This window comes from Gluconobacter roseus NBRC 3990 (genome assembly GCF_006538885.1).
GTDB classification, from domain to species: domain Bacteria; phylum Pseudomonadota; class Alphaproteobacteria; order Acetobacterales; family Acetobacteraceae; genus Gluconobacter; species Gluconobacter roseus.
In genome coordinates this window covers 156674-163091 of record NZ_BJLY01000005.1, presented here as the reverse complement: position 1 = coordinate 163091, position 6418 = coordinate 156674, and the positions used below count along the sequence as shown (strand labels likewise).

General features: G+C 59.7%; 6 protein-coding genes and 1 tRNA gene. 1 reads left to right on the top strand and 6 read right to left on the bottom strand.

Translation table 11 applies throughout. From position 1 onward, the window contains the following. Positions 1–376: 376 nt before the first annotated feature. The 5 genes from atpC to atpH are packed head-to-tail and all read right to left on the bottom strand — an operon-like array spanning position 377 to position 5291. Positions 377–793, bottom strand: a complete 417-nt coding sequence (atpC, locus tag GRO01_RS12675; protein WP_041111694.1) for an ATP synthase F1 subunit epsilon — start codon at positions 791–793, stop codon at positions 377–379. Positions 794–797: 4 nt separating this feature from the next. Further along, complete coding sequence (gene atpD / locus GRO01_RS12670; protein ID WP_062446300.1) at positions 798–2261, bottom strand: F0F1 ATP synthase subunit beta; 1464 nt, start codon at positions 2259–2261, stop codon at positions 798–800. 22 nt (positions 2262–2283) lie between these two features. Beyond that, positions 2284–3174, bottom strand: a complete 891-nt coding sequence (locus GRO01_RS12665; RefSeq protein WP_062507707.1) for a F0F1 ATP synthase subunit gamma — start codon at positions 3172–3174, stop codon at positions 2284–2286. Positions 3175–3183: 9 nt separating this feature from the next. Next, positions 3184–4719, bottom strand: a complete 1536-nt coding sequence (gene atpA / locus GRO01_RS12660; RefSeq protein WP_062507705.1) for a F0F1 ATP synthase subunit alpha — start codon at positions 4717–4719, stop codon at positions 3184–3186. Next, on the bottom strand, positions 4719–5291 hold the full coding sequence (gene atpH, locus GRO01_RS12655) for an ATP synthase F1 subunit delta (RefSeq protein WP_062507703.1): 573 nt from the start codon (positions 5289–5291) through the stop codon (positions 4719–4721). The genes atpA and atpH overlap by 1 nt, the downstream gene beginning before the upstream one ends. A gap of 342 nt (positions 5292–5633) precedes the next feature. Here atpH and GRO01_RS12650 point away from each other — a divergent pair, with 342 nt between their 5' ends. Continuing rightward, positions 5634–6170, top strand: a complete 537-nt coding sequence (locus GRO01_RS12650) for a cupin domain-containing protein (RefSeq protein WP_062507701.1) — start codon at positions 5634–5636, stop codon at positions 6168–6170. A gap of 30 nt (positions 6171–6200) precedes the next feature. Here GRO01_RS12650 and GRO01_RS12645 read toward each other — a convergent pair. Then, a tRNA-Gly gene (locus tag GRO01_RS12645) sits at positions 6201–6274 on the bottom strand. Positions 6275–6418 lie beyond the last annotated feature (144 nt).

Here is a 6418-nt window from a genome sequence, read left to right as displayed (position 1 = left end):
AGAAAAAGCGCCAAAAAGGCGCTTTTTCCTGTCGTTTTCTTTGAACTTCTTAGTTTGATGCTCGTGCAATCCCTGTTGAGCAGAGAGGCACGTATTATCGCGCCTTACCCTTGAGCATAGCGTTCTTTAGAAAGCCTTCCCTCCGCTCCAGAGTAGGTGACCAAGCAAAGCTAAAAGGTTTCTGAGCAGAGGCAGCCAGCACCCTCACCTCGCAACAGCTCAGGAACCACTCAGATGATACGCTTGATGCTTAGGCACGACGTTATTCAAGGCATCGGCGCGTACTTGCGAATCTAGAATCTTGAAAAATGGCAAAGAAAAACCCGCTTCACCTTGCGATGAAGCGGGTCTCTCAAATTTAGTCTGAAAAGTCGGATCAGGCCGGACCGTGTTCCTGAACGGCTTCCAGCTCAGCACGAACTGACTGCAGTTCGCGGCTGATCTGGTCGTGCATGTCCACGTCGTTCGGACCGATTTCGGCCCAACGGCTTTCAAGGTCACGCAGGCGGCTCTTGGCCTCATCCACGGACAGCTCGCTCATGAGCTGTGCAGAGTCGGCCAGAATGGTGCAGTGATCAGCGCCCATATCCGCAAAACCGCCCGTCACGAAGTAACGGTCCACGATCTTGTCACCCTGATAAAGGGCCACAACGCCACCCCGCAGCTGAAGCATCAGCGGTGCGCGGTCCGGCATGGCTGCAATATCGCCTTCCATGCCCGGGACCACGGCCATGTCGACTTCACGTTCGACAAGGCGCTTTTCCGGGCTGACGATCTCGATGCGAAGCGGCATCGGATCAGGCCTCCTGCTTCATCTTCTCGGCCTTCGCAACGGCCTCGTCGATGTCACCGACCATGTAGAAGGCGCCTTCTGGCAGGTGATCGTATTCGCCAGCCACGACAGCCTTGAAGGAACGGATCGTGTCTTCCAGCGAGACCAGCTTGCCAGGAGCGCCCGTGAAGACTTCGGCTACATGGAAAGGCTGGGACAGGAAGCGCTGGATGCGGCGGGCGCGACCAACGATCTTCTTGTCGTCTTCGGACAGTTCGTCCATGCCGAGAATCGCGATGATGTCCTGCAGGCCCTTGTAGGTCTGGAGCGTCTGCTGAACCTGACGCGCAACCTGGTAGTGCTCTTCACCAACGATCTTCGGATCGAGCGAACGGGACGTGGAATCCAGCGGATCAACAGCCGGATAGATGCCCATTTCAGCGATCGAACGGTTCAGAACCGTCGTGGCGTCAAGATGCGCGAAGGTTGCTGCCGGAGCCGGATCGGTCAAATCGTCAGCAGGGACATACACGGCCTGAACAGACGTGATGGAGCCCTTCTTCGTGGAGGTAATACGCTCCTGCAGGGCACCCATTTCAGTGGCCAGCGTCGGCTGGTAGCCCACTGCGGACGGGATACGGCCCAGAAGTGCGGAGACTTCGGAACCAGCCTGCGTGAAGCGGAAGATGTTATCCACGAAGAACAGAACGTCCTGACCTTCTTCGTCACGGAAGTATTCCGCAAGCGACAGACCCGTCAGGGCTACGCGCGAACGGGCTCCCGGCGGCTCGTTCATCTGACCATAGACCAGCGCAACCTTGGAACCCTCGGTCGAGCCATCTTCAGCGATTTTGATGACGCCTGCGTCCTGCATTTCGAAGTACAGGTCATTACCTTCACGGGTACGCTCACCGACACCTGCGAAAACGGACACGCCACCGTGGGCCTTTGCGATGTTGTTGATGAGCTCCTGGATGATGACCGTCTTGCCGACGCCTGCACCACCGAAGAGGCCGATCTTACCACCCTTGAGGTATGGGCAGAGAAGATCGACGACCTTGATGCCGGTCACGAGGATCTCGGACGCAGCAGCCTGCTCTTCGAAAGACGGAGCCGGGCGGTGGATCGGGAAGCGCAGTTCGCTGCTGATAGGACCACGCTCGTCGATGGGTTCACCAACGACGTTCAGAATACGGCCGAGCGTTGCCGGGCCAACCGGCACCATGATCTGCTTGCCCGTGTCACGGACTTCGGTACCGCGAACCAGACCGTCGGTCGTGTCCATGGCAATGCAGCGGACCTGACGCTCGCCAATTTCCTGGGCCACTTCCAGAACCAGCGTGTGATCGCCGTTCTGGACGTGCAGGGCGTTCAGGATGAAGGGAAGATCGCCTTCGAACTGCACGTCCACGACCGGACCACGCACTTGGGTGACACGGCCGACCACGTTGTTGGCAGCTCCGGCAGAAGGGGTAAGAGTTTCGGACATCGGATTCGTCTCCTGCGTGATCTCAAACGGCTTCTGCGCCGGAGATGATTTCGATCAGATCGTTGGTGATGTTGGCCTGACGCGTGCGGTTGTACTTCTGCGACAGACGGTCGATGGCCTTGCTCGCATTGCGGCTGGCATTGTCCATCGCGGTCATCCGCGCGCCCTGCTCGCCCGCAGCGCTTTCCAGCATGGCCGAGAAAATCTGGACCTGCAGGTTGCGCGGCAGAAGCTGCGTCAGGAGTGTTGCCTCGTCGGGCTCGAATTCGTACTGCGCCGTATCGGCATCGGGTGCGGCGTTGTCATTCTCGGGAACCGAAAGCGGAACCAGAGGCGCCTGGACCGGAACCTGCGTCATGGCGTTGAGGAAGCGGTTATAAACCAGTGTGCAGCGGTCGATCTCGCCCGCTTCCAGCATGGTGGCGATCCGGCTTCCAATATCGGTCGCCTTGTCGAAACCCACATCCTTGCCATCACTGCCAGCGAGACGATCGATGATCATCTCCGGATAGTGACGCACGAGGATGTCTGCTCCCTTGCGACCAACCGGCAGGATGCGGACCGTCTTGCCTTCAGAGACAAGCGTGTCGACCAGCTGACGGGCACTGCGGACGATATTGGCGTTGAAGCCACCGGCAAGGCCACGGTCGGAGGTCAGCACCACCACGAGATGGGTCTGGTCCTTGCCTGTTCCCGCGAGAAGACGCGGCAGACTGGCTGCGTCCTCACCACGGGTGGCCGTCGCCAGCTCCGCCATCATGCGACGCATGGCGTCGGCATAGGGACGGGCCGCTTCGGCCTGCATCTGGGCGCGCCGCAGCTTGGAGGCTGCGACCATTTTCATTGCGTTCGTGATCTTGCGCGTCGATTTGACGCCCGTGATCCGTCCCCGCAGTTCCTTCAGCGAAGCCATGGGCTATCCTCAGGCCGAAAAGCGCTTGCCGAATGCTTCGAGCAGCTCCTTGAGCTTGCCTTCCGTCTCCGGCTTGATCTGGCGGTCATTGCGGATGGCCGTCAGGATGTCAGAGCCCGCACCGCGCATCTCGGACAGAAGAGCGGCTTCATAGGCCACAACCTTGTCCACGGCGATCGGATCAACGTAACCGCGCGTACCGGCATACAGGACAACAACCTGTTCTTCGACCGGCAGCGGGGACGTCTCGGGCTGCTTGAGCAGCTCAACCAGACGGGCACCACGATCCAGCTGCTTGCGAGTTGCGGCATCCAGATCGGAAGCGAACTGCGAGAACGCAGCCATTTCACGATACTGGGCCAGCTCCAGCTTGATCTTGCCGGCAACCTGCTTCATCGCCTTGATCTGGGCTGCGGACCCCACGCGGGACACCGAACCACCGACGTTCACGGCAGGGCGGATGCCCTTGTAGAACAGATCCGTCTCAAGGAAGATCTGACCGTCGGTGATGGAGATCACGTTGGTCGGGATGTAGGCTGCCGTATCGCCAGCCTGCGTCTCGATGACCGGCAGGGCCGTCAGGGAGCCGCCGCCATGGGCGTCGGACATCTTGGCCGCACGCTCCAGCAGACGGGAGTGCAGGTAGAACACGTCACCCGGGAAGGCTTCACGTGCCGGCGGACGACGCAGCAGGAGCGACATCTGACGATAGGCCACAGCCTGCTTGGACAGATCGTCGTAGCAGACAAGAGCATGCATACCGTTATCGCGGAAGTACTCGCCCATGGCGCAGGCCGTGTACGGTGCAAGATACTGCATCGGAGCCGCATCGGACGCCGTAGCGGCGACAACGATGGAGTACTCCATCGCGCCCTGCTCGGTCAGCGTACGCACCAGGTTGGCAACCGTGGAGCGCTTCTGGCCGATGGCAACATAGATGCAGTACAGGGACTTCTTCGGATCGCCCCCAGCATTGACCGGCTTCTGGGCGACGATGGTGTCGATCAGGATGGCGGTCTTGCCCGTCTGACGGTCACCGATGATCAGCTCACGCTGGCCACGTCCAATGGGAACGAGAGCATCAATGGCCTTGATGCCCGTCTGCATCGGTTCGCTGACCGACTGGCGCGGCATGATGCCCGGAGCCTTCACTTCGGCACGACGGTATTCGACATCCGTCAGCGGGCCGCGGCCGTCGATCGGGTTGCCGAGACCATCGACAACACGTCCCAGCAGACCCTTGCCGACCGGCACTTCAACCACGGACTTCGTCCGCAGGACGGTATCGCCCTCGCGGATGCTGTCGCCGTCGCCGAACAGAACCACACCGACATTGTCGGCTTCGAGGTTCAGCGCCATGCCTTTGAGGCCCGTGCCTTCGAACTCAACCATTTCACCGGCCATGACGTTCGTCAGGCCGTAGACGCGGGCGATGCCGTCGCCGATGGACAGGACGGTGCCCGTCTCGGAAACGGTCTCGACCTGGTCGAACGACGCGATCTGCTGCTTGAGGATGTCCGAAATCTCAGCGGGACGGATATCCATCACGCGGCTCCCTTCATGGCGTTCTGCAGGCGGGTCAGGCGCCCGGCGATCGAAGTATCAAACAGTGTGGAACCGATCCGTACGGTCATGCCGCCAAGCAGGGCAGCGTCCGTACGTTCGGTCATGGACACGCGGCTGTAACCGGCTTCGGCCAGACGGGCCTGAAGCTGGCTGCGCTGCGTGTCGGTCAGAGGCTGTGCGGAGCGGACCTCGGCAACGACTTCACCACGCAGGGCGGAATCAAGCGCCAGGACACCGTCCAGAATGGATGCAAGATCAGGCAGGCGGCGATTATCGGCAATGACGCCAACAAAACGGCGCAGGACGTCTCCGAAACCGAGCTTCGACATCAGGACGTTCGAAACCGTCCGGCCCTGACGGATGTCCATCCGGGCATCAGCCAGGAACTTCCGCAGATCGTCGCTGTCGGCAATGGCGGCACGCAGCACCTTTACTTCACCCAGAACGTCGGAAAGATTTCCCTGCTCCGAAGCGAGGTCATAAAGCGCACGGGCATAGCGCTGGGCCAAGCCCCCTGTATGTCCAACCTGCGGCACCTGTGTCACCGTCACACGCGTGTTCCGTCTCACTAAATCCGCCGCAGAGTGCGGCCGGAACCGGCTTATCCGGTTCCTTGCATCAAAACTGTCCGGACCGGGCATACACGTTCCTGCGCAGGATTCGTCTGAAACCCGGTCCTCCACTTGGCGCCGCCTCTAGCACGCTGTCCGGTTCCTGCGCAACCGAGACGATACGCAAATTGCCCGCTCAACCCTCCGGGATCATGACGTGGGTTTGCGTTTTGCCCTTAGGGGCTGGCATGAAAGGGGTGCTGCAGTGATTTTTCGGGAGATCTCGTCCCGTCAGATCACATCCTTACGATACCTTTTCCCGCAAACAACCATGGAGACCCGATGTCCATCCAGAAGCACCTCTTTTTCCTGCTCGGCGCCCTGTCCGTCCCTGCACTCACGACCGCAGCACAGGCAACCCCGATTGAAGACAAGCCTTCGTTCCCCACTATTTCCTACTGGGACAACTGGACGGACCCTCAGGGGGTTACGCATCTGACGAAGTGCAAGATGTCGACATTCCATGAGGATTCGATCGCGTCAGACAGTGACAAGATCATGCTCAGCAGCCCTCATGACGGACCGGCAACCGTGACAATGCGCGTTCAGCCTCCGCATTGGAAAGGCGGATGGAACGAAAGCCATCAGGTGCAGTGGATCGTACCGCTTTCCGGAATCTATTTCGTCAAGGCGATGGACGGAACCAGCGTGGAGCTGAATCCGGGCGATATCCTGCTCAGTGAAGATCTAGCACCCGCATCGCACGGCTCGGATCCGAAAGGCCACCTGTCAGGCAATGTTGGCGACGCAGCAGTTGCGCTGCAGATTCTCCAGTTCGGAGAAGCCTCGCCATCGCATGTGCCCTGTCAGTGGCAATAAGGCCTGGATAGCAGATTTTCTGGGAATTCCTGGAGCGGGCGAAGGGAATCGAACCCTCCTCAGAAGCTTGGAAGGCTACTGCATTACCACTATGCTACGCCCGCTCAGGTGAGGCAGTCCTTACTCCATTCTTTTTGCCCCCCGCAAGAGGGGAAAAGCCAAAATGGAAATTCCACAACAAAGATGTTCGAGGCACTTGACTTTTGTTCCTGAACATTCTCTTTTGCGGCCACTGTCGCTGGCATGAC